The sequence below is a fragment of the Streptomyces ureilyticus genome, assembly GCF_011045025.1.
Taxonomy (GTDB): Bacteria; Actinomycetota; Actinomycetes; order Streptomycetales; family Streptomycetaceae; genus Streptomyces; species Streptomyces ureilyticus.
Map to the genome: position 1 here is coordinate 1 of NZ_JAAKZX010000030.1, position 23,572 is coordinate 23,572.

Annotated in this window: 20 protein-coding genes; 8 read left to right on the top strand and 12 right to left on the bottom strand. The window is 70.6% G+C overall.

Annotated elements, in window-relative coordinates:
• The first annotated feature begins 107 nt into the window (after positions 1-107).
• The gene (gene argF, locus G6048_RS12475) at positions 108-1,115 is read left to right on the top strand and encodes an ornithine carbamoyltransferase (RefSeq protein ID WP_165339568.1); all 1,008 of its coding nucleotides are present in this window, start codon (positions 108-110) and stop codon (positions 1,113-1,115) included.
• A gap of 27 nt (positions 1,116-1,142) precedes the next feature.
• On the opposite strand, the gene G6048_RS12480 is transcribed toward argF, so the two are convergent.
• The gene (locus G6048_RS12480) at positions 1,143-1,595 is read right to left on the bottom strand and encodes an ATP-binding protein (RefSeq protein WP_165339569.1); all 453 of its coding nucleotides are present in this window, start codon (positions 1,593-1,595) and stop codon (positions 1,143-1,145) included.
• Between the two features lie 386 nt (positions 1,596-1,981).
• On the opposite strand from G6048_RS12480, the gene G6048_RS12485 reads away from it, so the two are divergent.
• Positions 1,982-2,809: an enoyl-CoA hydratase family protein gene (locus tag G6048_RS12485; RefSeq protein WP_165339570.1), complete on the top strand. Its 828-nt coding sequence runs from the start codon at positions 1,982-1,984 to the stop codon at positions 2,807-2,809.
• Complete coding sequence (locus G6048_RS12490) at positions 2,794-5,103, top strand: bifunctional salicylyl-CoA 5-hydroxylase/oxidoreductase (protein ID WP_165339571.1); 2,310 nt, start codon at positions 2,794-2,796, stop codon at positions 5,101-5,103. Before G6048_RS12485 ends, G6048_RS12490 begins: the two co-directional genes overlap by 16 nt.
• A gap of 139 nt (positions 5,104-5,242) precedes the next feature.
• Here the strand turns inward: G6048_RS12490 and G6048_RS12495 are convergent, their stop codons facing one another.
• The 8 genes from G6048_RS12495 to G6048_RS12530 all read right to left on the bottom strand — a co-directional run bounded on the left by G6048_RS12495 (position 5,243) and on the right by G6048_RS12530 (position 13,246).
• Complete coding sequence (locus tag G6048_RS12495; RefSeq protein WP_408056132.1) at positions 5,243-6,496, bottom strand: sulfate adenylyltransferase subunit 1; 1,254 nt, start codon at positions 6,494-6,496, stop codon at positions 5,243-5,245.
• Between the two features lie 2 nt (positions 6,497-6,498).
• Positions 6,499-7,419: a sulfate adenylyltransferase subunit CysD gene (gene cysD, locus G6048_RS12500; protein WP_165339572.1), complete on the bottom strand. Its 921-nt coding sequence runs from the start codon at positions 7,417-7,419 to the stop codon at positions 6,499-6,501.
• A complete protein-coding gene (gene cysC / locus G6048_RS12505) occupies positions 7,416-7,967 on the bottom strand; it encodes an adenylyl-sulfate kinase (RefSeq protein ID WP_165339573.1) in 552 nt (183 codons plus the stop codon). The genes cysD and cysC overlap by 4 nt, the downstream gene beginning before the upstream one ends.
• The gene (locus G6048_RS12510) at positions 7,964-9,229 is read right to left on the bottom strand and encodes a glycosyltransferase family 4 protein (RefSeq protein ID WP_165339574.1); all 1,266 of its coding nucleotides are present in this window, start codon (positions 9,227-9,229) and stop codon (positions 7,964-7,966) included. The genes cysC and G6048_RS12510 overlap by 4 nt, the downstream gene beginning before the upstream one ends.
• Complete coding sequence (locus tag G6048_RS12515) at positions 9,226-9,678, bottom strand: hypothetical protein (RefSeq protein WP_165339575.1); 453 nt, start codon at positions 9,676-9,678, stop codon at positions 9,226-9,228. Before G6048_RS12515 ends, G6048_RS12510 begins: the two co-directional genes overlap by 4 nt.
• On the bottom strand, positions 9,675-10,574 hold the full coding sequence (locus G6048_RS12520) for a sulfotransferase family protein (RefSeq protein ID WP_165339576.1): 900 nt from the start codon (positions 10,572-10,574) through the stop codon (positions 9,675-9,677). The genes G6048_RS12515 and G6048_RS12520 overlap by 4 nt, the downstream gene beginning before the upstream one ends.
• Positions 10,575-10,678: 104 nt before the next feature.
• Positions 10,679-11,512, bottom strand: a complete 834-nt coding sequence (locus G6048_RS12525; protein WP_165339577.1) for a PaaX family transcriptional regulator — start codon at positions 11,510-11,512, stop codon at positions 10,679-10,681.
• Between the two features lie 15 nt (positions 11,513-11,527).
• A complete protein-coding gene (locus G6048_RS12530) occupies positions 11,528-13,246 on the bottom strand; it encodes an AMP-binding protein (RefSeq protein ID WP_165339578.1) in 1,719 nt (572 codons plus the stop codon).
• A 156-nt stretch (positions 13,247-13,402) separates the two neighbouring features.
• Between G6048_RS12530 and G6048_RS12535 the strand changes: the two genes are divergently transcribed.
• Together G6048_RS12535 and G6048_RS12540 are read left to right on the top strand one after the other, a co-directional pair.
• Positions 13,403-14,581: an acyl-CoA dehydrogenase family protein gene (locus G6048_RS12535; protein ID WP_165339579.1), complete on the top strand. Its 1,179-nt coding sequence runs from the start codon at positions 13,403-13,405 to the stop codon at positions 14,579-14,581.
• Positions 14,578-14,976, top strand: a complete 399-nt coding sequence (locus G6048_RS12540) for a RidA family protein (protein ID WP_165339580.1) — start codon at positions 14,578-14,580, stop codon at positions 14,974-14,976. Before G6048_RS12535 ends, G6048_RS12540 begins: the two co-directional genes overlap by 4 nt.
• A 10-nt stretch (positions 14,977-14,986) precedes the next feature.
• On the opposite strand, the gene G6048_RS12545 is transcribed toward G6048_RS12540, so the two are convergent.
• Positions 14,987-15,190, bottom strand: a complete 204-nt coding sequence (locus G6048_RS12545; RefSeq protein WP_165339581.1) for a DUF5999 family protein — start codon at positions 15,188-15,190, stop codon at positions 14,987-14,989.
• A 239-nt stretch (positions 15,191-15,429) separates the two neighbouring features.
• Between G6048_RS12545 and G6048_RS12550 the strand changes: the two genes are divergently transcribed.
• A complete protein-coding gene (locus G6048_RS12550; RefSeq protein ID WP_165339582.1) occupies positions 15,430-16,017 on the top strand; it encodes a DUF6299 family protein in 588 nt (195 codons plus the stop codon).
• 78 nt (positions 16,018-16,095) lie between these two features.
• Positions 16,096-17,358 (top strand): glycosyltransferase family 2 protein, encoded by a 1,263-nt coding sequence (locus G6048_RS12555; protein ID WP_165339583.1) that lies wholly within the window; start codon positions 16,096-16,098, stop codon positions 17,356-17,358.
• Here G6048_RS12555 and G6048_RS12560 read toward each other — a convergent pair.
• Complete coding sequence (locus tag G6048_RS12560) at positions 17,300-20,974, bottom strand: WD40 repeat domain-containing protein (RefSeq protein WP_165339584.1); 3,675 nt, start codon at positions 20,972-20,974, stop codon at positions 17,300-17,302. The genes G6048_RS12555 and G6048_RS12560 overlap by 59 nt on opposite strands.
• Before the next feature lie 172 nt (positions 20,975-21,146).
• Positions 21,147-21,839, bottom strand: a complete 693-nt coding sequence (locus G6048_RS12565; RefSeq protein ID WP_165339585.1) for a PepSY domain-containing protein — start codon at positions 21,837-21,839, stop codon at positions 21,147-21,149.
• A 231-nt stretch (positions 21,840-22,070) separates the two neighbouring features.
• Here G6048_RS12565 and G6048_RS12570 point away from each other — a divergent pair, with 231 nt between their 5' ends.
• Positions 22,071-23,540: a sensor histidine kinase gene (locus G6048_RS12570; RefSeq protein ID WP_165339586.1), complete on the top strand. Its 1,470-nt coding sequence runs from the start codon at positions 22,071-22,073 to the stop codon at positions 23,538-23,540.
• The last annotated feature ends 32 nt before the right edge of the window (positions 23,541-23,572 follow it).

Genomic DNA, 23,572 nt, shown 5'->3' on the forward strand with positions numbered 1-23,572 from the left:
GCGGGCCGCGCTGTATGAGCTGTCCGGTGCAGCGGGATTCCGTATAGAAATGCGAAGCCTCGTATAGACTTCCAAGTGTCCGTATCCCCGCATGTCTGGAGCGCCCCATGGCGACAGTCCCGACCGCCCTCGCCGGCCGCCATTTTCTGAAGGAGCTGGACTTCACGGCGGAGGAGCTCCGCGGTCTGATCGAGCTTGCCGCTGAGCTGAAGGCTGCCAAGAAGGCCGGGACCGAGACCCAGTACCTGCGGGGGAAGAACATCGCGCTGATCTTCGAGAAGACCTCGACGCGTACCCGCTGCGCGTTCGAGGTGGCGGCCGCGGACCAGGGGGCGTCGACCACATATCTCGATCCGTCCGGCTCACAGATAGGCCACAAGGAGTCCGTGAAGGACACCGCGCGGGTGCTCGGCCGGATGTACGACGGGATCCAGTACCGCGGGGACAGCCAGGCGAACGTCGAGGAGCTGGCCGCGTACGCCGGTGTGCCCGTCTACAACGGCCTCACCGATGCCTGGCACCCCACGCAGATGCTCGCCGACGTGCTCACGATGACCGAGCACACGGACCGGCCGCTGGATCAGATCGCCTTCGCGTACCTGGGCGACGCCCGCTTCAACATGGGCAACTCGTACCTGATCACCGGCGCGCTCCTCGGGATGGACGTCCGCATCGTGGCCCCCCAGGCCTACTGGCCCGCCAAGGACGTCATCGCCGAAGCCCAGAAGATCAGTGAGACAAGCGGCGCCCGCATCACCTTCACCGAGACCGTCGCCGAGGGCGTCGCGGACGTCGACTTCGTCGCCACCGACGTCTGGGTGTCCATGGGGGAGCCCAAGGAGGTCTGGGACGAGCGGATCGCCGCCCTCGGTCCGTACGCCGTGACGATGGACGTGCTGCGCGCCACCGGCAACGCGGACGTCAAGTTCCTGCACTGCCTGCCCGCCTTCCACGACCTGGGGACGAAGGTCGGGCGCGAGATCCACGAGCGGCATGGCCTGGACTCGCTCGAGGTCACCGATGAGGTCTTCGAGTCGGCGCATTCGGTCGTCTTCGACGAGGCGGAGAACCGGCTGCACACGATCAAGGCGGTTCTGGTGGCGACACTCGCCTGAGCCTCACGCGGAAGGGTTCGCCGGCGTCTACTCCGCGGGTCCGCGCTGCTGCGGCACCACCGGCAGCCGGAACCAGACCGCCTTGCCGGACTCCGTGGGCCGGTGTCCGCAGGACGAGCTGAGGGCGCGGATCAGCAGCAGGCCGCGGCCGTGCTCCTGCCAGGGGTCCGGATGGTCCGGGCCGGGGCGGGTGAGACTGCCGGGCGGGGCCGGGTCGGGATCGTGCACCTCGACCTGGCAGCCGGTCGGCAACAACTGCACGACCAGCTCTATGGGGGTGTCCCCCTGGGTGTGCTCCACGGCGTTGGCCACCAGCTCGGCGGTGAGCAGCTCGGCCGTGTCGCAGTCGGCGGTGTGCTCGATCTCGGCCAGTGCGGTACGGACCAGTGCGCGGGCAACGGGCACGGCCGCGGCGGAGTGCGGCAGCGCAACGCGCCAGGAGGCTGGGGCTGAGGGCTCGTGCAAGGCGGGTCCGTTCATGGAGCAGGAAGTCCTGCTTTCAACAGAATGAATAGTACTGCGGTGTCGGGCGGTAACGCCCGGCGGGTGCCTTTCTGGACGTTCGGTCTGCTTTCGGGCTGCACCCAGGTCAACGGGCCGGCTGGCGCCGGAAGTCCCGCTGTTACGGCGCTGTCGCGCACCCGTGACTCCGTGACTGTTGTGTCGAGGGCTCGTCTTGTGGCGTATCAAAACTCACGTATCGAACTTCATGTCGGTTCACGTGTCGAAGTGCGCATACTGTCACCCGGGTCACTCCGACCGTCCGGTCTTATTGCGCACTCATGACGACAGTCAAAGATGAGTGATAGATTCATGGGTAGCGCTAGTGCGTGGATTGCCGCCCCTGCCCTAGGAGGCCGCACCTCATGAGTCCCTTCACCGGCTCTGCGACCCGCACGCCCGACTGGCAGCATCTGCGCTGCGAGTACGTCGACGGGGTCGCCACCGTCACCCTGGCCCGCCCCGAGAAGCTGAACGCCCTCACCTTCGGCGCCTACGCCGATCTGCGCGACCTGCTCGCCGAGCTGTCCCGCGAGAAGTCGGTACGGGCCCTGGTGCTGGCCGGAGAGGGCCGCGGCTTCTGCTCCGGCGGTGACGTCGACGAGATCATCGGGGCCACGCTGTCCATGGACACGTCCCAGTTGCTCGACTTCAACCGGATGACCGGGCAGGTCGTCCGGGCCGTACGGGAATGCCCCTTCCCCGTGATCGCGGCCGTGCACGGAGTCGCGGCCGGCGCGGGCGCGGTCCTCGCCCTGGCCGCGGACTTCCGGGTGGCCGACCCGAGCGCCCGCTTCGCCTTCCTCTTCACCCGCGTCGGCCTGTCGGGCGGCGACATGGGCGCCGCCTATCTGCTGCCCCGCGTCGTCGGCCTCGGCCACGCGACCCGCCTGCTGATGCTGGGCGAACCGGTACGCGCACCCGAAGCCGAGCGCATCGGCCTCATCAGCAAGCTCACGGAGGAAGGCCACGCCGACGAGGCCGCCCAGGCCCTGGCCCACCACCTCGCTGAGGGCCCGGCCCTCGCGTATGCCCAGACGAAGGCCCTCCTCACGGCCGAACTGGACATGCCACTGGCCGCCTCGGTGGAACTGGACGCCTCGACCCAGGCCCTGCTGATGAACGGCGAGGACTACGCCGAGTTCCACGCGGCGTTCACCGAGAAGCGGCCCCCGAAGTGGCGGGGGCGGTGACGGTGGCCCCGCCACCGAGAGAGCACCTCCGGGTCGCAGTCGTGGGCGGAGGCCCGGGCGGCCTCTACGCCGCCGCCCTCCTCAAGCGCCTCGACCCCGCCCGCGAAATCACCGTCTGGGAACGCAACGCCCCCGACGACACGTTCGGCTTCGGCGTCGTCCTCTCCGACGAGACCCTCGGCGGCATCCAGCACGCCGACCCCGTCGTGTATGAGGCGCTGCGGGAGGAGTTCGTGCGCTGGGACGACATCGACGTCGTCCACCGCAACATCCGCCACACCTCCGGAGGTCATGGCTTCGCGGCGCTCGGGCGGCGCAGGCTGCTCGAGATCCTGCACGAGCGGTGCCGTTCGCTCGGTGTCGAGCTGCGCTTCCATGCGCAGGCGCCGGACGCGGCGCGGCTTTCGGAGTCGTACGACCTCGTGGTCGCGGCGGACGGAGTGCACAGCGCCACGCGTGAGGCGTACGCGGAGGTGTTCCGGCCGCGAGTGACCACGCACCGCTGCCGCTACATCTGGCTCGCCGCCGACTTCCCGTTCGAGGCGTTCCGCTTCGAGATCGCGGAGACCGAGCACGGGGTGATGCAGCTGCACGGATACCCGTATGCGGCTGACGCCTCGACCGTCATCGTCGAGATGCGCGAGGAGGTGTGGGAGGCGGCCGGGTTCGCGGAGTCGGATGTGCGGGAGTCAGTCGAACGGTGCGTCAAGATCTTCGCGGACGCGCTCGGCGGACGGGCGCTCAGGTCCAACAAGTCGGCGTGGACGGCGTTCCGCACCGTCGTCAACGAGTGCTGGTCCCACCGGAACGTGGTCCTGCTCGGCGACGCCGCACACACCGCGCACTTCTCCATCGGCTCCGGTACGAAGCTCGCCGTCGAGGACGCGCTCGCCCTCGCCGCCTGCCTGGAGGAACAGCCTTCGCTGGGCGCCGCGTTGAGCGCGTACGAGGCGGAACGGCGCCCCGTCGTCGCCTCCACGCAGCGGGCGGCGCGCGCCAGCCTGGAGTGGTTCGAGAACCTGGGGCTCTATCTCGACCAGCCCGCCCGGCAGTTCGCGTTCAACCTGCTCACCCGCAGCCGCCGGGTCACGCACGACAACCTCCGGCTGCGCGACGCCCGCTTCACCGAGAGCGTGGAGCGCGAGTTCGGCTGCCCGCCGGGGACGCCGCCGATGTTCACGCCGTTCCGGCTGCGCGGACTGACCCTGCGCAACCGGGTCGTCGTCTCGCCGATGGACATGTACTCGGCCGTGGACGGCGTTCCCGGCGACTTCCACCTCGTCCACCTGGGCGCGCGGGCGCTCGGCGGCGCCGGGCTGGTGATGACGGAGATGGTGTGCGTGAGCCCGGAGGCGCGGATCACGCCGGGCTGCGCCGGCCTCTACACCGGCCAACAGGCCGATTTCTGGCGGCGGATCACCGAGTTCGTGCACGCGCAGGCGCCGGGTGCGGCGATCGGCGTACAGCTCGGGCACTCAGGCCGTAAGGGTTCCACCAAGCTGATGTGGGAGGGCATCGACGAGCCACTGGAGGAGGGCAACTGGCCGCTCGTGGCCGCGTCCCCGCTTCCGTACAAGCCGGAGAACCAGACGCCGGGCGAGCTGACCTCGGCTCAACTGGACGACCTGCGCGAGCAGTTCACGTCCGCCGCTCAGCGTGCCGCCCGCTGCGGATTCGACCTGCTCGAACTCCATTGCGCGCACGGCTACTTGCTCTCCGGCTTCCTCTCTCCGCTGACCAACCGGCGTACGGACGCCTACGGCGGATCTCTGGAGAACCGTTTGCGCTTCCCGCTGGAGGTCTTCGACGCCGTGCGCGCCGTGTGGCCCGAGGAGCGCCCGATGACCGTACGCATCTCGGCCACCGACTGGGCCGACGGCGGCACCACGGCGGATGATGCCGTCGCCGTTGCCCGCGCCTTTGCCGCGCACGGCGCTGACGCGATCGACGTCTCTACGGGCCAGGTCGTGGCGGAGGAGCAGCCGGAGTACGGGCGCTCCTACCAGACGCCGTACGCCGACCGGATCCGTAACGAGACGGGGATTCCGGTGATCGCGGTGGGCGCCATCTCGTCCTGGGATGACGTCAATTCACTGATTCTGGCGGGGCGTACGGATCTGTGTGCGCTGGCCCGCCCCCACTTGTACGACCCGCACTGGACGCTGCACGCGGCGGCGGAGCAGGGGTACACGGGGCCCGGCGTCAGCTGGCCTGCCCCGTACAGGGCGGGCAGTCGGCGCCCGCAGACGGGGCGCACGGATTCGCCGAAGCAGCGGCTCACGCTGGGGAGTTGAGGACGACTCCCCAGCGGGCGCCCTCCGAGCGGGGTTCGAATTCGTTGGCGAGTGCGGATTCGTTGTGGCTGGTCCGCACATTGATACAGCCCCGCGCCCCTAAAGGGCGCCTACCCTGCACCTGCGTCAGCAGGGCGCCCTACCCGAGCTCGACCATCCCCGCCGTCAGCGTCGCCCCATCCTCCGGGTCCACCAGCAGAAAAGCCCCCGTCCGGCGCGAAACCGCATAGTCGTCCAGCGCCAGCGGCTCCGCCGTACGCAGTCTGATGTGACCCAAATCGTTCGCGGCCAGCTCTGCCGCCCCGCCCAGGTCCTTCACGATCGCCTTCACCGTTCGCGTCGTGTGCCGGACCAGTACCCGGTCACCCACCCGCAACGGCCGGTCGGCGAGATGGCAGACGTTCGCCGAGACATCCTGCCTCAGCGCGGGCGCATCCGGCCCCGCGGTGAGCATGTCGCCGCGCGACACGTCGAGTTGGTCGGCCAGGCGCACGGTCAGCGACTGCGGGGCGTACGCGACGGCCGCGTCCTCGCCGAGCACGTCGAGGCCCGTGATCGTGGACGTCTCGCCGGAGGGATGGACCGTCACGCGGTCGCCGACGCGCAGTGAGCCGGACGCCAACTGGCCCGCGTAGTAACGGACTTCGTCGTGACGGATCACGTACTGGACGGGGAAGCGGGCCGGTTCGCGCGTCACGTCGCCGCCGACCGGCACCGTCTCGAGGTGTTCCAGGAGCGCCGGGCCCGCGTACCAGCCCATGCGCGCCGAACGGTCCACCACGTTGTCGCCGACCAGGGCCGACACCGGGATCGGTGTGAAGCCGGGAAGGCCCAACTCGTCGGCGTGGCCCGCGAAGTCCGCGACGATCCGGTCGAACTCCTTCTCCTCGTAGCCGACGAGATCCATCTTGTTGACGGCGAGGACGATGTGCGGCACCCGGAGCAGCGCCGCGACCGCTGCGTGCCGACGGGTCTGCTCGACGACGCCGTTGCGCGCGTCGACCAGGATGATCGCCAGCTCGGCGGTGGAGGCGCCGGTGACCATGTTGCGGGTGTACTGCACATGGCCGGGGGTGTCGGCGAGGATGAACCGGCGGCGGGGCGTGGCGAAGTAGCGGTACGCCACGTCGATGGTGATGCCCTGCTCGCGCTCGGCCCGCAGCCCGTCCGTGAGGAGGGCCAGGTCGGGCGCCTGCTGCCCCCGGCTCTGGGAGTAGCGCTCCACCGCCTCCAGCTGGTCCGCGAGAACGGACTTGGAATCGTGCAGCAGCCGGCCGACGAGCGTGGACTTGCCGTCGTCGACCGACCCGGCGGTCGCGAACCGCAGCGTGTCGATGGCGGTCCCGGCCACCGGATCGGTGAGGCCGGCCAAAGGATCGATGGTGCTGGTCACGGCTAGAAGTACCCCTCGCGTTTACGGTCTTCCATCGCGGCCTCGGACAACTTGTCGTCCGCTCGCGTCGCGCCCCGCTCCGTGAGCCGGGAGGCGGCGATCTCCGCGATGACGTCCGTCAGGGTCACCGCGTCCGAATCCACCGCACCCGTACAGGACATGTCGCCCACCGTGCGGTAACGGACCTGCCGCTTCTCGACCTTCTCGTCCTCGCGAGGACCGCCCCAGTCACCGGCGGTCAGCCACATGCCGTTCCGCTGGAAGACCTCGCGCTGGTGCGCGAAGTAGATCTGCGGGAGTTCGATCTTCTCTCGGGCGATGTACTGCCAGACGTCCAGCTCGGTCCAGTTGCTGAGCGGGAAGACGCGGACGTGCTCGCCGGGTGCGTGGCGGCCGTTGTACAGGTTCCACAGTTCGGGCCGCTGCCGGCGCGGGTCCCACTGGGAGAACTCGTCGCGCAACGAGAACACCCGCTCCTTGGCCCGTGCCTTCTCCTCGTCCCGGCGCCCGCCGCCGAACACCGCGTCGAACCGCTCGGTCTGGATCTTCTCCGTCAGCGGCACGGTCTGCAGCGGATTGCGCGTGCCGTCCGGCCGCTCCCGCAGCTTGCCCGCGTCGATGTAGTCCTGCACGGAGGCCACATGCAGCCGCAGCCCGTGCTCGGCCACCACCCGGTCCCGGTACTCGATGACCTCGGGGAAGTTGTGCCCAGTGTCCACATGCAGCAGCGAGAAGGGAACCGCCGCCGGAGCGAACGCCTTCAGCGCCAGATGCAGCATGACGATCGAGTCCTTGCCGCCGGAGAAAAGAATCACCGGCCGCTCGAACTCACCCGCCACCTCACGGAAGATGTGCACACCCTCCGACTCCAGAGCGTCCAGATGGGAGAGCGTGTACGCACGCTCGGCGCTCACGGAGGTCATACGAGCCCCCTCTCCGCCAGCACCGCGTACACCGCGTCCGCCGACTCCTCGGGCGTCTCCCCCTGGGTCTTCAGCGCGATGGCCGGGTCCAGCGGCGGCTCGTACGGGTCGTCGACGCCGGTGAGCCCGGTCAGCTGACCCGCGGCCTGACGGGCGTACAGCCCCTTGACGTCCCGCTCGGCGCACACCTCGACCGGAGTGGCGACATGCACCTCGATGTATGGCGTGCCGCTCACCTCGTGCCGCTTGCGCACGGCCTCGCGGCTGTCGGCGTACGGCGCGATGACCGGCACCACCGCCAGCACGCCGTTGCGGGCGAGGACTTCGGCGACCAGGCCGATGCGCTGCACGTTCGTGTTGCGGTCCTCTCGGGAGAAGCCGAGGCCGGCGGAGAGGAAGCGGCGGATCTCGTCGCCGTCGAGCACCTCCACGCGGTGGTTCTCGGACCGCAGCCGGCCGGCGAGAATGCGGGCGATCGTGGTCTTGCCCGCGCTCGGCAGCCCGGTGAGCCAGATCGTGGCTCCCTGAGCCTTTGCCGTGTGGGTCATACGCGCAGTCCTTTCGCGGCGCCGGCGGTGCCGAGCCGTTGTTCGTGTAGTTCGGTGAACAGGGCTTCCCAGCGCGGGTGTACGGCGTCCGGGCCGTACGAGGCGGCCGTCAGCACGGCCGCGACACCCATTTCCGAACGCAGCGACTCGTCGGCCATCAGCTTGGCCATGGCCTGGGCGAGCGCGTCCGGGTCCTCCGGCGGAACCAGCAGCCCGTCCACTCCGTGCGTGAGCACATCGGAGGGCCCGGTCGGGCAGTCGAAGCTCACCACGGGCAGCGCGTGGCTCATCGCCTCGATCATCACCATCGGCAGGCCCTCGAAGCGTGAACTGAGCACGTAGAACGAGGCCTTGGCGAGTTCGTCGTCCAGCCGGTCGGTGTGGCCCATCAGGAACACATGGTTGTAGAGGTGGTGCTCCTCGATGAGGGCCCGCAGCTCGGCCTTCTTCTCGCCGCTGCCGTAGATCCTCAACTGCCAGTCGGGGTACGTCTCGACGAGCTTCGACCATGCCTCGATGAGCATGTCGAAGCCCTTCTGCGGGAACAGCCGCCCGGCCGCCACGGCGATCTTCGCGTGATGGTCGGAGGCGACCTGGTCGAGCGAGTGCACGGCATTGGGTATGCGTACGACCCTGGTGCCGGGCAGCAGTTGCTCGTACTCCTGGCGGTCCGGCTCCGTCAGGACGGCGACCGCGTCGAAGCTCGGGTAGGTCTCCCGGATGCGCTGTTGCACATCACGCTTGTGCGTGCCGTGGTTCATGTGCTCCTGGGCGACACGGACCACGCCGCCCGTCGCGTGCTGCGCGGCCAGGAAGTTGAGCGCGGGCCGCGTGGTCACCAGGACGCCGTCCCGCAGCGTGGACAGGTACGCGATGAGCTGCTCCTCGACGTACCGGTTGAAGTACCGGTAGCCGAACTCGCCCGCGGGGATGTGCTTCCCGGGCCGTTCGAGCAGCCTGGCCCGGCGCCGGTCGTGCCAGCGACCGGCGACGCCGGGCGGCGGGGTGTACGCGCCCTCCCGCAGGTCGACGACGGTGGAGACCGTCACCCGGGGGTCGAGCGGGAACTGGATGTCCTTGCGGCGGCGCAGCGCACTCACCAGCTCGACGTCCCAGCCCGCCCGCACAAGGGAGTTGGCCTGGTTCATCACCGTGCGGATGGTGCCGCCGCGGCCGTACGCGTGCAAGAGCAGATAGCGGACCTTCGGACGCTTTGGGGCCTCGTGCGCCGTAAGTCGGGGGGCCTGATTCCGGACGTTCATATCGCCTCTCCCGCAAGGGATTCCGGACGGCATTCCAGCGACAGGTTGTCCTTGACCGTGTAGTACGGACGGACACTCAGGCCGCTCACCCGCTGCTCGGGGAACACCATGATCTTCTTCTTGCCGCGGATGTCGTCGAGCTGCCGCCCGACGCGCAACTCCGCCTCGCCGTCGGTGAGATGGATGTCCCACTCCTCGATCTCCCCGCCGGCTTCCGCGTCACGATCGGCAAGGTCGGAACGGCCGGCCAGGTCGGCTATGGGCAGCTCGCTCTCGAAGCGGTCACCCTTCACACGCGCGTCGTACCGCAGCCGATGGTCGGTCCCACGCAGCACGAGCAGCAGCCGCCAGCCGTCGGCGCTGTCCGCGGCCCGGCCGTGGATGCGGCCCACGAGGCGGATACGACCGTCACGCGGCCAGACCTCGTCAACCTCGGCGTGCGGCTTCATGACACATAACCCCAGGACGTACACATGGGGCGCAGCAGCTCGGGAACCTCGTCGTCCTTCGGCAGCGCACGTCCCGCCTGCACCTGACCGGACTTGATCTTGTCGCGCCAGTCCCCGAGCCCCTTGACCACCTGCGAGTCGTCCTTCTTGCCGTACTCGAGCATCGACGGCTCGAAGTCCACATCGAGGAACCCGCACAGGCTCCGCATCTCCTTCTCCGGATCGGCGGTGATGTCCTCGTAGCGCACGGTGTGGCCGCCGGTGATGCCCTGACGGGCCTTCTCCACGGCCTTCATATAGCGCAGCGCGTCGGCCGCCGCCTCGTCGTAGGTGCGCTTCTCGGGGTCGCCCTCGTGCCAGGACTTGGCGATGGACACCGGGTGGCGGAACAGGAAGACGAAGCGGGCGTCGGGCCAGCAGTCCTGGATGCGCTGGTAGACGAACGCGTTGCTCGGCGTCTTCTCGACGAGGAAATCCTTGCCCGATTTGGCCAGTTCGCGGTGCAGCACCCGGTCCCACAGCAGATGCTCCAGATCGCCGCGCTCCAGGTCGAGGGCGCTCATGGCGCGCTGCGACAGCTTGCTGCCGTAGCCGACCTCGAGTCGGCGGATGTGCGTCTCGTGCGGGGAGTGCAGCCGCGAATGCGCGTTCAGGAGCATCCGCAGGAGAGTCGAGCCGGAGCGCACGGGCGACATGATGAAGACCGGCTGCCGCAGCAGTCGGTCGGTCTCCAGGTCCTCGGCCGTGGGGCGTCGGTACACCGGCGTGGGCCGCTTGGCGGTTTTCGCCGGAGCGGCCTTCGGCTGCTTCGGCACGGCGGGGGCGGTAGGCGCCCTGTGCACCTGGAGGCCGGTGGTGGCGGTGAGCGCCCGGTTGAGATTGCGCATCAGACTCATGCGTCGCAAGCCTAGGTAAGAAATATGAGAAGAGGCTAGGAGCGGACTGAGCGTTGCCCGAGCTGAGGTTAATGTGACGCAACTCACGCTGCCACATGTTTCGTTCAGATTTCGGACAGCCCGGCCGGTACTCCCGCAAAGGCGGCACCCGCGTCCCGCAGCCGCTCGTGCAGTGCGCGGAAGACGGCCGCCGAGCGGGCCCCCGGCCAGTCCGGCGGCAGCAGCGCGGGCGGCAGTCCGGGATCGGCGTACGGGAGATGGCGCCAGGAGTCGAGGGCGAGCAGATAGTCCCGGTACGCCTCCTCGGGAGGGGTGTCCTGCCGCGCCTCCCAGGCGTGCAGCACGCGCGCGTGGCGGTCCAGAAACTCCTCGTGCTGCTTGGCGATCGACGCCAAATCCCACCAGCGCGCCACCGCCTCGGCCGTCGCCGCGAAGCCCAGGTGCTCGCCGCGGAACAGCTCCACATACGCGTCGAGACGCAGCCGTTCCAACGTATGACGGGTCTCTTCGGAGAGGCGGGCCGGCGCCAACCACACCCCGGGAGCGGCCGTTCCGAAGCCGAGGCCCGCGAGCCGGGAGCGCAGTACATGCCGCTTCCGTCGCTCGGACTCCGGCACGGAGAACACCGCGAGCACCCAGTCGTCGTCCTCGGGGGGCGCCGCCGCGTAGACCCGCCGATCGCCGTCCTCGAGCAACTGCCGTGCGTCCGGTGACAGTTCGTACCCGGCCGCACCCGTCGCCGTACGCGCCGACAGAAGCAGCCCGCGGCGTTTGAGCCGGGACACGGACGACCGTACGGACGGCGCGTCCACGCCGGCCGCGGCCAGCAGCCGGATCAGCTCGGCGACCGGTACGGGACCGGGGACGTGGCGGCCGTACGCGCCGTAGAAGGTGACGATGAGGGACCGGGGGGCGTGCTGCTCGGACACGTTGATCATTCTAGATCGTCGGCATCATGCCAGGTCACCATGCGTGGACCGGAGATCGCTTTCCGTGCCCCCGGAACTGTCTTCCGTATGGCCCGGGTTGACGCCCGTACGCAATCGGTAGCGCTGAAGCTTCCCCGTCGCCGTCCGCGGCAGCGCGTCCATGAAGACGATCCGGCGCGGGCATTTGTACGGCGCCAGCTCGGCCTTGACGAAGGCGCGCAGCGCCTCGGGGTCCCGGCGCGCACCGGCCCGCAGTACCGCGTACGCCACCACGGTCTGGCCCCGGATCTCGTCGGGCAGCCCGACGACCGCCGTCTCCACCACGTCCGGGTGACGCAGCAGCGCGTCCTCGACCTCCGGGCCGGCGATGTTGTACCCGGCGGAAATGATCATGTCGTCCGCGCGCGCGACATAGCGGAAGTACCCGTCGGCGTCCCGGACATATGTGTCGCTGGTGATGTTCCAGCCGTCGCGTACGTACTCCGACTGCCGTGGGTCGGCGAGATAACGGCAGCCGACCGGGCCGCGCACGGCCAGCAGTCCGGGCTCGCCGTCGGGCACGGGCTCGCCGTTCTCGTCCTGCACGCGCGCGTGCCACCCCGGTACCGGAACGCCCGTGGCCCCCGGACGAATGTCGTCGTCGGCCGCGGAGATGAAGATGTGCAGCAGCTCGGTGGCGCCTATGCCGTTGATGAGGCGCAGTCCGGTGCGCTGGTGCCAGGTCTGCCAGGTGGCGGCGGGCAGGTTCTCGCCCGCTGACACACAGCGCCTGAGCGAGGAGATGTCGTACGAGTCCAGCTCCTCCAGCATCGCGCGGTACGCGGTCGGCGCGGTGAACAGTACGGACACGCGGTGCTCGGCGATCGCGGGCAGCAGCTGCTTGGGGCCCGCCTGTTCGAGCAGCAGCGCGCTGGCGCCCGCGCGCATCGGGAAGACGACCAGGCCGCCGAGCCCGAAGGTGAAGCCGAGCGGGGGACTGCCGGCGAAGACGTCGTCGGCGTGCGGCCGCAGCACGTGCTCGGAGAAGGTGTCCGCTATCGCCAGGACGTCACGGTGGAAGTGCATACAGCCCTTGGGGCGGCCGGTGGTGCCGGACGTGAACGCGATGAGGGCGACGTCGTCGGCGGCGGTGTCCACGGCGAGGTACGGCTCGTCGGGGGTTCCGGGGCTCACCCGGCGCTGTATTCGGTGCAGCAGGTCGTCGGGGGCGTCCCCGCCGTACGTCGTGATCCGCAGCCCGGGGATCTCCGCCTTCGCGAGGTCGTCCACGGAGCGGATGTCGCACAGCGCGTGCCCGACCCGCGCGATCTCGCACATGGTGGCCAGCTCGTGCGGGCGCTGCTGGGCGAGCACGGTGACGGCGACCGCGCCCGCCTTCAGGACGGCCAGCCAGCACGCGGCCAGCCAGGGCGTGGTGGGCCCGCGCAGCAGGACACGGTTGCCGGGCACCACGCCGAGCTCGGAGGTCAGTACGTGCGCGATCCGGTCCACTCGGGTGCGCAGATCGCCGTACGTCCATGAGTCGCCGGACGGCGTACGGAAGACGGGGCGGCCCGGGGTGACGTGGTCGAGGAGCTCGGCGGCGCAGTTCAGCCGTTCGGGGTAATGAAGCCCTGGGAGGTCGAAGCGGAGCTCGGGCCACTGGCCGGGGGGTGGGAGATGGTCGCGGGCGAACGTGTCGACGTGGGCCGAGGTCGTCGGCCGTCCGGTGTCGATGGCGTCCCTGGAGTCCGTGTGTTCCATGGCGGTTCGCCCCCTGTGTCGTGGTGGGCTCGCGCATCGAGCGTATCGTGTTGGTGACGACAGTCAACGATCCGCGATAGCCTTGAGGAGTGGCCCGACTGGGGGGCGTTCGGCATGACCCGCCGGGCGGGCCCTGGGGGAGAAGGGACCGGCGCAATGACCGCATTCTCGCTCGATCCGGAACAATCCGCCTGGTGCGCGAAGCTACGGGCCGTCGCCGCCGACGTCCTGCGCCCCCTCGCCGAGAAGGGCGAACCGGGCCACGTCAACCGCCCGCTCCTCGCAGAACTGGCCCAACTAGGCCTTCTTAAACGCCTGTTCACCTCCGGCGCCCTCGATCTGTGCCTGATGCGCGAGTCCCTCGCGTACACCTGCACGGAAGCGGAGACAGCCCTGGCTCTCCAGGGCCTGGGCGCCCACCCCGTCCACGCGTACGGAACCCCGGCTCAGCGCGACCGCTGGCTGCCACGCGTCGCCGAGGGCACGGCGGTGGCGGCCTTCGCCCTGAGCGAGCCGGGCGCGGGCTCGGACGCGGCGGCGCTGGCTCTGCGGGCGGAACCGGACACCTCGCCGCAGGCCGAACCCGACGGCGCTCACCAGTGGCGCCTCACCGGCGAGAAGTGCTGGATCTCCAACGCGCCCGAAGCCGACTTCTACACCGTCTTCGCCCGCACCACGCCCGACGCCGGCGCCCGCGGGGTGACCGCCTTCCTCGTGCCCGCCGACCGCCCCGGACTCACCGGCACCCCCCTCGACATGCTCTCCCCGCACCCCATCGGCAGCCTCGCCTTCGACGCCGTACCGGTGAACGCGGGCGACATCCTCGGCGAACCCGACCGCGGCTTCCGCGTCGCGATGAACACCCTCAACCTGTTCCGCCCGAGCGTCGGCGCCTTCGCCGTCGGGATGGCCCAGGCCGCGCTGGACGCCACCCTCGCGCACACCGCGGGACGCGACGCGTTCGGCGGCAAGCTGAGCGACCTCCAGACGATCGCTCATCAAGTGGCCGAGATGGCCCAGCGGACGGAGGCGGCGCGCCTGATGGTCTACGCGGCGGCAGCGGCGTACGACGAAGGCGCCCCCGACGTCCCGAAACGCGCCGCGATGGCGAAGCTGCTCGCCACCGAGACGGCGCAGTACGTGGTCGACGCGGCCGTCCAACTGCACGGCGCACGCGCCCTGCGCCGCGGCCACCTCCTCGAACACCTCTACCGCGAGGTACGCGCCCCACGGATCTACGAGGGGGCGAGCGAGGTCCAACGGACGGTCATCGCAAAGGAGTTGTACAGGGAGCTGGCCAGCAGGGACCCGTACGCGGAGGAGGACCGCGCATGACCACCGAGCGCATCAACCCACCCGAACTTTCCCCGCCCACCGGCTTCTCCCACGCCGTCACCGCCACCGGCTCCCGCGTCGTCTACCTCGCCGGCCAGACCGCCCTGGACACCGAGGGCAAGGTCGTCGGCACCACACTCCCCGACCAGTTCGAACGCGCCCTGACCAACCTCCTGACCGCACTGCGCACCGCAGGAGGCGCCCCCGCCGACCTGGCCCGCGTCACCGTCTACACCACGGACGTGGCCGAGTACCGCACCCACGCCCCCGAACTCGGCCGCATCTGGCGCAAGTTGGCAGGCTCCGACTATCCGGCGATGGCCGTTCTCGGAGTCGTACGCCTCTGGGACACACAGGCTTTGGTGGAACTGGACGGGGTCGCGGTCCTGTCATAGGCCACGGCGCTCACGCCGCGATGCTCAGGTGCTCCACCGGCGCACGGTGAGGCCCCACAACGCTGCCGTCAGGCAGTACCGCCCCCGTGTCGTCGAAGGCGATGGCGCCGTCGCACAGCAGGTACCAGCCCTGCTCGGGGTGGGCGGCGACGATGTGTGCGGTGTCGCGGCCGGAGCGGTCGGACGACGGGCAGGAAGGCCGGTGAGTACACATGGCGCACCTCCACGTGCGACGGGAGCGGTCGAGGCGACGTGGTCGCCGCCTCGTACACACAGACCATGCCCCGGCCGGGAACCCGGCGGAACCGCTGTCCGTGAAGCGTGACAACACGCGGACATGCTTCGGACGTCCCCGGAACGGACGACACGGACTCGCCACCGAAGAAGTGACGATCACGGCCATCGCGACGAGCGCCGGGTACCTCTGGGAATCCCAGCCAAGGAGGTACTCCCATGTTCCTGCGCAAGATCGTCGGCGTGACCGCCGGTGCGGCGCTGCTGATGCTCGCCGCCCCGTCCGCAATCGCTCTCGAAGAGCCGGCCGACCCTGATCCCACCTACATCTACCCCACCAACCCGAACTACCCCAACACTCACCCCAATTACCCCAACTACCCCAACAACCAACAACTCCGACAACAATCCCAATTACCTCAGCACCCGAACTACTCCACGACCCCCACCGCCGCCGAGGTGGTGACCGTCGACGAGATCGGCCGGATCGCACCGGACGGCACCATCACCCTCTCCGGCACCTATCGCTGCACCAACAGCTCGGGCCGGGCGTACGTGAGCTCGTCGCTGGCCGCGCAGCAGAACAGCTATGCGCGGTACAGCATCGGCGGCACCCGCGCGATCTGCGACGGAGGCCTGCACGCCTGGATGAACACCGGCAGGGCGCCCCTGGGCCGCGTGGCGCCCGGACGGGCCCATGTCGAGGCCACGGGGATGGAACTCCGTGGCGACGGCAGCCCGCTCAACCTGCCCCGGCCGTACCTCCACGCGACCGACGAGCAGGAGATCAGGCTCGTCCAGACCTGACGCCCCGCACGGACCTCGTCCACTGAACATCCGGCCCGGAGACACCCCTGCCTCCGGGCCGGAAGCAAGGAGCACGGGATGTTGTCAGTCGTGGTGCCCTGCTTCAACGAGGAGCAGGTGCTGGAGGCGTTCAACGACGAACTCCACGCGCGGCTCGACGAACTCGGTGAGCCGTATGAGGTGGTGTTCGTCGACGACGGGTCCACCGACGGCACGCTGTCCCTGCTACGTGCCTTCGCCTTCCGTGACCCTCGCGTCCGCTACCTGTCCCTGTCGCGGAACTTCGGCAAGGAGGCCGGACTGCTCGCCGGCCTGCGCGAGGCCACCGGGGACCACATCGCCCTCATGGACGCCGACCTCCAGCACCCGCCCGCCCTGCTCGGCAAGATGGACTTGATCCCCCAGGACAACCCGGTCGCCGACGCGGTCTTCTCCGTCGGCGCCCGCATCCGGCACACCGACACCCCGGGACCGGTACGCGTCGAACGCTTCCCCGCGCCACCACTGGTGACCGTTCACCCACGTGAAGCGCCCCAACTCCCGCCCGACTCCTCGCCGTTCGCCTACCAGCAGGTGGCACTGGGACACCAGGTGTACGAGCTGCCGCGGATCTCCTTCGCCGGTGCGCACGGCCCGGAGCCGCGGCGCGCGACAGGCCCGTACCGGCTGACCGTCGCGGGCGCCCCGTACCGGATCACCGCCCGATGCCGCCCCGGCAGCCGCCTGTACGTCGACGGCTCCTGGACCGACGCCCTGCTCGCGGGCTCCGGCGGAAGGTCCGTACGCCTGTGGGGCGAGCGCCCCGAGAAGGCGGTGGCCACCAAGCCGCTCGGCACCGTCCCGGCGGACGGCCGCGTCACGGTCACCATCGCCACGGTGTTCCAGGACACCGAACTGCCGCGCTCACCCCTGGCCTGCCTGGACCCCGCCGAACTCAGGCGGGCGATCACGGACCTACGAGCCCGGGGCGCCACCCACGTCACGGCGGGCGGCCACAGCGTACGGGCCACACTCCCGCCCGGTTCCAGGGGCACGGCCGTCATCGCCACCGCGCGTGTGCCGGGCTGGCGCTGCGCGGTCGACGACGGCCCGATGCGCACCCCGCGGAGCCGCCTGGGCCTGATCGCGGTCCCACTGCCGGAGGACGCCGCCGAGCACCAACTCCGCTGCTCCTTCCACCCGCCCGGCCTGTGCACGGCGTCGGTGGCGACTGCGGGAGCGGTGGTGCTGTTGCTGGGCCTGACCACGTTTGTCCGCCGAAGGGCGCGGCGGCACCCGGATCTCAGCAGATGCGGCGGTAAGGCAGCCCGGGAAGGAAGCGCTGCCATTCCTCTCGGGTGAGGTTCTGGTCGAGGGTGGCGCACAGTTGCGTTGTCACGCGGTGTGGGTCGGTGGTCCAGAGGCGGGCCGTGTGGTCGTCGGCCGCGGTGGCGAGGGTGCGGCCGTCGGGGCTGAACGCGAGTGCGGTGACCAGGTCGGTGTGGCCGGAGAGCGTGGCCAGGATCTCGCGGTCGGTGGTGTCCCACAGGGTGACCGCGTTGTAGGCGCCGGCCGTGGCGAGCGTACGGCCGTCCGGGGCGAAGGCCACGGCCAGGGCGGGGCCGGTGTTTCCGTCGAGGGTGGCCCTGCGCGTGCGGTCGGCCATGTTCCAGAGGATCGCGCGCTGGTCCCGCCCGGCGGTGGCGAGGGTGCGGCCGTCGGGGCTGAACGCGGCATCCGTCACCCAGCCCCGGTGCCCGCGGAGCGTCTCCAGGCGGGTGCGCCGGGCCACGTCCCACACGATCGCCCCGCTGGAGTGCGTGCTGACCAGGAGACGGCCGTCGGGGCTGAAGGTCACGGAGTTGCTCCAGCGCGCTTTGCTTTCGAACTTGGCCACCTGGGAGCGGCGTTGGGCATCCCACAGCAGCACCCGGCCGTCGAATCCGACGGTCGCGACCATGCGGCCGTCCGGGCTGAAGTCGACGCCCATGACCCGGCCGGTATGGCCGTCGGTGAGCCGTACGGGAGGGCTGCCCGGTTTCCACAGCGTGAGCGTGGAGCCCTCGGTCCCCCGCCCGGGATCGCCGGTCGCCGCGGCTACGGTGCGGCCGTCGGGGCTGAACGCCACGGCGTGCACCGGCCCCTTCCCCCGTTCCAGCGTGGCTTGGCGGGTGCGGCGCCGGGCGTCCCACAGCACCAGGGTTCCGTCGTCGCCCGCCGTGGCGACCGAGGCGCCGTCGGGGCTGAACGCCACATCGTTCAGCTGGTTGTCGTGCCCGGACAGCGGGATGCGCGCGGGGTCCCACAGGACGACCCGCCCGCTCTCGTCGCCCGAGGCCAGTACGGTGCCGCGCGGGTGGAAGGCGAGCCCGTACACATTGCTGGTGTGCCCGGTGAGGGCGGCCTTGCGGATCCGGCGCTCCATGTCCCAGAGGACGACCGTCCTGTCGTCGCCCGCGGTGACCAGCGTCTGCCCGTCGGGACTGAACGCGAGAGCCCTGACCCGCTTGGTACGCCCGGTCAACTCGGCCTCACGCTCACGGTCCGCCACATCCCACAGCCGGACGGTGTGGTCCTGCCCGGCCGTGGCGACCAGCCGCCCGTCGGGGCTGAACGCCACCGTGTCGACGGACCCCGTATGGCCCTTCATCGCGGCGAGCGGCTCACCGTCGTCGGCCGACCACAACCGCACCACCCCGTCGTCGCCCACCGCCGCGACCGTACGACCGTCCGGGCTGACGGCCACCGCGTTCACCCCGCCGTCAGGAACGGTGAGTGTCTCCCGCGCCGTCCGCCGCCCGAGGTCCCACAGCCGTACGGTGCCGTCGTCGGCCGCGCTCGCCGCCGTACGGCCGTCCGGGCTGAACGCGACGCTCCGTACGGGCCCCTTGTGCCCGCGCAGCGTCGTCTTCGTGCGCCGGCGCACATCCCAGAGGTCCACGTCCGCGTCGTTCCCGCCGGTGGCCAGCAGTCGCCCGTCCGGACTGAACGCCACGGCCCGCAGCGGGGTGTCGTGACCGGTGAGCCTGGCGAGGGGCCGCCGGGTGCCGCGGTCGGGATCCCAGAGGCGCACTTCGTCACCGCTCGCGGCGGCCAGGGTGCCGTCCGGGGCGACGGCGACACCGGACACCGCACCCGGGTGCGCGGGGATGTCGGTCCGGTACGACTGGTGCGTGGACATGGTGAGCAGTGCGCCGCGTGCCTCGGAGGTCGGGGCCGTACGGTACGCCTCGGTGGCCAGCAGCATGGCGGTACCCGGCTGGGAGTCGGCCAACTCCAGTGCCTGTGAGGCAAGTTGACGGGAGACGGCGTCCTGCCGGGACGTAACGGCCTGCCGCCGCTGCTGGAGGGCCAGCACGCCGATGCTCGTCACCGCGACCAGCAGCACCGCGAGGGCGATCGCCAGGGAGCGCAGTCGGCGGCTCCGGCGCAGGACCGCGCGCCGCTCCTCGTCCCGCGCCGCGAGGCCCGCCGTCAGGAACGCGGCCTCCCGCTCGGTGAGGTCGCCCTCGCGGCCCTGCCCGAAGTGCTCCTCGGCGAGGGCCAGGCGACTGCCCCGGTACAGGGCGCCGGGGTCGCGCCCGAGCGCCTCCCACTCCGCGGCGGCGGCAGCCAGCCGCCGGTGGATCAGGAGGCGCTCGCGGTCCTCCTCGATCCAGCCGCGCAGCCGGGGCCAGGAGGTGATCAGCGCCTCGTGCGCGACATCCACGGTGCCGTCGTCGAGGGTCAACAGCCGGGCTCGCACGAGGAGTTCGAGTACGGCTTCCGTGTCCCCGTCGTCGTTTCCGGTATCCAGTTCCGCGCGGTCGACGGTGCGCCGGGTGTCCTCCGTCCCCTCGTCGGGAGTGACCAGGTGCAGCAGGATGCGGCGGGCGCGCTCGGCCTGCCGGGGCGGGAGCCGCTGATAGGCCTCTTCGGCCGTACGGGCGACGGCGCCGCGCACTCCGCCCGCGGCCTCGTACCCCTCCAGATCCAGCCGACCGCTCCTGCGCCGGCGCCACGTCTCCAGCAGTGCGTGCGACATGAGCGGCAGCGCGCCGGGCTCGCCGCTGACCTCCTCGACGATCCGCGCGGTCAGGGCCCGTTCCACGGTCAGATGCGCGGACGCGGCCGGTCTGACCACGGACTCCCGCAACTCCCGCGGTGTCATCGGCCCGACCAGCAGGGTGGCCGCTCGCAGCGCTTCGGCGAGCCCCGGGTACCCGGCACAGTGCCCGAAGAAGTCCGCCCGTACGGCGATGACGACCCGCAACCGCCGCTCGGGCCGCAGCGCGGCCAGCAGCAGTTCGACGAACTCCGCCCGCTCGGCCGCGTCGCGGCACAGCGTGAAGACCTCTTCGAACTGGTCGACGACCACGACGGTGTCGGCGGTTTCAGGGGTGTCGGCGGTGTCGGTTCCCGAGCCGTCCGCGGTGAGCAGATGGCCATGCGTACGGGCGGGCCGGGGCCCGGGCGCGAAGATCCGGATCGCGGCCGGCCGTTCCTCCGCCGAGGTACTGCCACGCAACGCCGGGATCAACCCGGCCCGCAGCAACGAGGACTTCCCACTCCCGGAGGCTCCGACGACGGCGACGAGGCGACGCGCCCAGGTGAGTTCCGTGAGCTGCGCGGTCAGCCGCTCCCGCCCGAAGAACCGCTCCTGATCCTCCGGCTGGAACCGCCGCAGCCCCGGATACGGCGAAACGCCGTCGTCCTCGGCGTACGACTCCACCCGCTGGGCCGCCGCTTCCCGCCAACGCCGCTCCCACTCCCGCCGATCGCCGCCGCACGCGGCCACGTAGGCCAGGGTGACGGCCAGCGAGGGCAGCTTCCGCCCCGCGGCGGCCTGCGCCAGAGTCGCCGTGGCGTACGGCGCCTTGCGCGCCATGTCCCGATACGTCGGCGCCCCGGCCTCCCGCCGCAGCTTGCGCAACTCATAAGCGAACCGCTGCACCGGCCCTTCCGCCGGATCCAGCGGGCTCTCCACACGTCCAGGCATGGCGTCCCGTTCCCCCGTACGAACTCGCCGCCACGCTATGCCCTTTTGTCCCCTCCCTGAACGGGCCTTACAGACAATTCACAGTTTCTCAAGGGTCGTTGACACCCGCACGCGGCGGTAGGGGCACCGGGTTTCGGGTGCCCCTACCTGTGGGGTGGTTCGTGGGCCTCGGTCAGTCGTTCGTGCGGTCCGCGGTGACCTTGCCGGAGTTGGGGTTCACGCGCCAGTCGCTGCCGGTGCCGTCGGCGGCCGTGGTGTCGACCTCCCAGGCCTGGTCCTTGCTCTCCTCGTCGAGGCCGACGGAGGTCACCGTGCCCTTGGCGGCGGCGGCTTCGGCGGCCTCGGCGGCGGTCACGGAGCTGCCCTTCAGGGCGGCACGGATCTGCGCCGTTTCGGCGGCGTCGTCACCGTCCTCGTCCTTCTCGGTGTGCGAGCCGAGGACCTTGCCCTTGGCGGGGTCGATCTGGATGCTGTGCCAGGCGCCGCCCTTGGTCAGTACGTCGACGTCCCACACGTGGGCCGTGCCCTCGTCGTCCAGGTCGGCCGAGACCGCCGTACCGTTCGTGTGCTTCAGCGCCGCCTTGATCGCGTCGGCGGCGGTGATCTGCCCGGCCTTCGCGTCGGCGGCGTTCTCGGCCTTGTCCCCGGCGTCCTCGTCCTTGTCGCGGGCGGCCTGGTCCTCGGCCCCGTCCTGGGCCTTGTCGCCGGTGTCGTCGGCGGCGCCGCGGTCGTTGTCGTCGTTCGACACCGACACGGTCTTCTTCGCCGGCGCCTCGTCGTCACCCGTGACCGCGAGGGCGGTCGCGGTGCCGCCGCCGATCAGGGCGACGGCCGCGATGGTGGCGATTACGACGTTGCGCTGCATGGGATTCCTCCGGGATGTGACTGGTTGCAACCAGTAATGGGTGGTGTTGCCGGTTGCAGATGGCTTGTTTGCCTCGTCTGTCTCGTCTGCTTGCGGCGGGAACCAATCTGGCCGATCGAGGCTGAAGCGAACCTGAAGCGGCCTGAAGGCCGCTTCAGGTTCGGTTTGCCAAGCTGCATGTATGCACCCACCCGACCCGCGCCCATCGCGATCCAGACTGGAGGCCCGCCCGTGAAGCGCCGACTCGCCTCCGTGAGGGCCCGCGCCACCCTCGCCGCGACGGTCGTCGTCGCCATAGCCCTGGTCGTCGCGGGCACCGCGGTACTGCTCTCGCTGCGGTTCAGCCTCACCGACAAGACGGATGCCGAGGCCGACTCCGTGGCCCGCAACGCCGCCTCGGCGCTGGCGAACGGCTTCGCGTACGACGAGCTGAACCTGCCGGACGGCGACGAGAACCCCGTCGAGGTCCTGGACCGGAACGAGAAGCCCGTCGCGTTCGGCGAGGACGTCGAGGCCATGAACGTGACCGCCGTCGCCTCGGAGCGGCTGAACTCCGAGACCAACGACGACGCAGACGACGCGGCGGAGGGCGACCGGGAGGCGGAGGACAACGACACGCTCTCCGCCGGGGAGATCACCGACGAGACCTGGTACGGCGAGGGCACCGCGACCGTCGAGGGGAAGACGGCGGACTACCGGTTCGCCGCGGTCGACGTGATCACACCGGGTGGTGTCCTGCTCACCGTCTACGCGGGCGCCCCGCTCTCCACCGAGGAGGAGGCCGTCGACACCGCGTTGACGACGATGCTCATAGGGCTGCCTCTGCTGCTGCTGACGGTCAGCGGGGTGACGTACGTCGTCACCAGGCGGGCGCTGCGCCCGGTCGAGGGCATCCGCGCCGAGATGGCCGCCATCACGGCCTCCGAGGACCTGTCACGGCGCGTCCCCGAGCCGGACACCCACGACGAGATCGCCCGCCTGGCCCGTACGACGAACGAGACCCTCGCCGCCCTGGAGACCTCGGTCGAGCGACAGCGCGCCTTCGTCGCCGACGCCTCGCACGAGTTGCGGAGCCCCATCGCGTCCCTGCGCACCCAGCTCGAAGTGGGCGCCGCACACCCGGAGTTGCTGGACCTGGACGGGGCCGTCGAGGACACCGTACGACTGCAGAGCCTCGCCGCCGACCTGCTGCTGCTCGCCCGACTGGACGCGGGGGAGCGGCCCCCGCCGGACGCGCGCTTCGACCTGGCGAAGGCCGTGGTGGAGGGGGTGTCCTCCCGGCACGGAGTGACACTCGAGAGCGTCAAGTCCGTGGAGGTACGCGGCTCCCGCAACCAGATCTGCCGTGTCCTCGGCAACCTCCTGGACAACGCCCGCCGCCACGCCCGCGACCGCGTCGCCGTCACCCTGCGCACGGACGCCGGCCAGGCGGTCCTCCAGGTCGCCGACGACGGCTCGGGCGTACCGCTCGCCGACCGCGACCGCATCTTCGAACGCTTCGTCCGCCTCGACGACTCCCGAGCCCGAGACGACGGCGGCGCCGGCCTGGGCCTCGCCATCGCCAAGGACATCGCCACACGCCACGGAGGCACCCTGACCGTCACCGACGCCCCCGGCGGAGGTGCCTTGTTCGAACTGAGGCTGCCGCTCACCGGCCGGACGAGCGCCGCGGCCACACCGGAGCCGAATGCGAGGCCTTAACCGTCGACGGCGGTCCGCTTAACCCTCTCCTC